Here is a 1,758-nt window from a genome sequence, read left to right as displayed (position 1 = left end):
AAAAAAAGTAAATTTAGTAAGAGCTAAAAGTATATATCGAACCATTTGGTTCAGATCCTTTTTAAGAAAAGGAGATGAACCTGGCGATAAAAGAAAGTAAATAAGGGCGCATGGCGGATGCCTTGGCTCTCGGAGGCGATGAAGGACGTGATAAGCTGCGATAAGCTTCGGGTAGGTGCAAATAACCTTTGATCCGAAGATTTCCGAATGGGACAACCCGGCATTCTGAAGGAATGTCATCCAACCAAGTTGGAGGCTAACGCAGGGAACTGAAACATCTTAGTACCTGCAGGAAAAGAAAATAAATAATGATTCCCCTAGTAGTGGCGAGCGAACGGGGAATAGCCCAAACCACCCATGTTACGGCATGTGTGGGGTTGTAGGACCACGCTCTCGCAAGAAAGTTATTGAGAAGAAGCGACTGGAAAGTCGCGCCATAGACGGTGATAGCCCGGTATTCTAAGGTAACTGAAGCGTAGTGGTATCCTGAGTAGCGCGGAGCACGAGGAATTCTGCGTGAACCAGCCGGGACCATCCGGTAAGGCTAAATACTCCCGAGAGACCGATAGCGAACCAGTACTGTGAAGGAAAGGTGAAAAGCACTTCGAATAGAAGAGTGAAATAGTCCCTGAAACCATGCGCCTACAAGCGGTCGGAGCAGCGTAAGTTGTGACGGCGTGCCTTTTGCATAATGAACCTACGAGTTACTTTTTCCGGCAAGGTTAAGCATCTTGAGATGTGGATCCGAAGCGAAAGCGAGTCTGAACAGGGCGGATAGTCGGAAGGAGTAGACGCGAAACCAAGTGATCTACCCTTGGGCAGGTTGAAGGTTAGGTAACACTAACTGGAGGACCGAACCGATAAGCGTTGAAAAGCTTCCGGATGACCTGAGGGTGGGGGTGAAAGGCTAATCAAACTTGGAGATAGCTCGTACTCCCCGAAATGCATTTAGGTGCAGCCTTGAGAATTACTAATGTGAGGTAGAGCGACTGATAAGATGCGAGGGCTTCACCGCCTATCAAGTCTTGATAAACTCCGAATGCGCATTAGTTCGATCTCAGGAGTGAGGGCATGGGTGCTAAGGTCCATGTCCTAAAGGAGAAGAATCCAGACCATCAGCTAAGGTCCCCAAATAAACACTAAGTTGAACTAACGAAGTCAGATTGCTAAGACAGCTAGGATGTTGGCTTGGAAGCAGCCATTCATTTAAAGAGTGCGTAACAGCTCACTAGTCGAGGAGTTTGGCGTGGATAATAATCGGGCATTAAGTGTTTTACCGAAGCTATGGGATACGTAAGTATCGGTAGGGGAGCATTCCACTCTGCGTTGAAGGCTAAGCGTGAGCTTTACTGGAGCGTGTGGAAAAGCAAATGTAGGTATAAGTAACGATAAAGGGGGTGAGAAACCCCCTCGCCGCAAGACTAAGGTTTCCTGATCAACGCTAATCGGATCAGGGTTAGTCGGGTCCTAAGGCTCAGCCGAACGGTGATGCCGATGGCAGAACAGGTTAATATTCCTGTACTAGCATTAAGAGTGACGTGGAGACGGAGGAGTGACAACGCCGCGGACTGACGGAATAGTCCGTTAAAGGGTGTAGATGTTGATTATCCCAGGCAAATCCGGGATAAGAGTCGAACCTGACAGTATACCAATTTCCTCGGAAAACGGTAATAGTGCGTGTAAACATACTCCCAAGAAAATCCGCTAAACTTAATCTTAATGGTACCCGTACCGCAAACGGACACACGTAGTCGGGTT

1 rRNA gene is annotated in these 1,758 nt (G+C 47.8%); it reads left to right on the top strand.

Features of this window, described 5'->3' with window-relative positions:
- Positions 1 to 90: 90 nt before the first annotated feature.
- Positions 91 to 1,758 (top strand): 23S ribosomal RNA (locus JZY04_RS20980); the annotation flags it as partial.

Source organism: Bacteroides sp. 11BF, from assembly GCF_019633765.1.
In the GTDB taxonomy this organism is placed as follows: domain Bacteria; phylum Bacteroidota; class Bacteroidia; order Bacteroidales; family Bacteroidaceae; genus Bacteroides; species Bacteroides hominis.
This window is presented reverse-complemented; position numbering and strand designations above follow the sequence as displayed.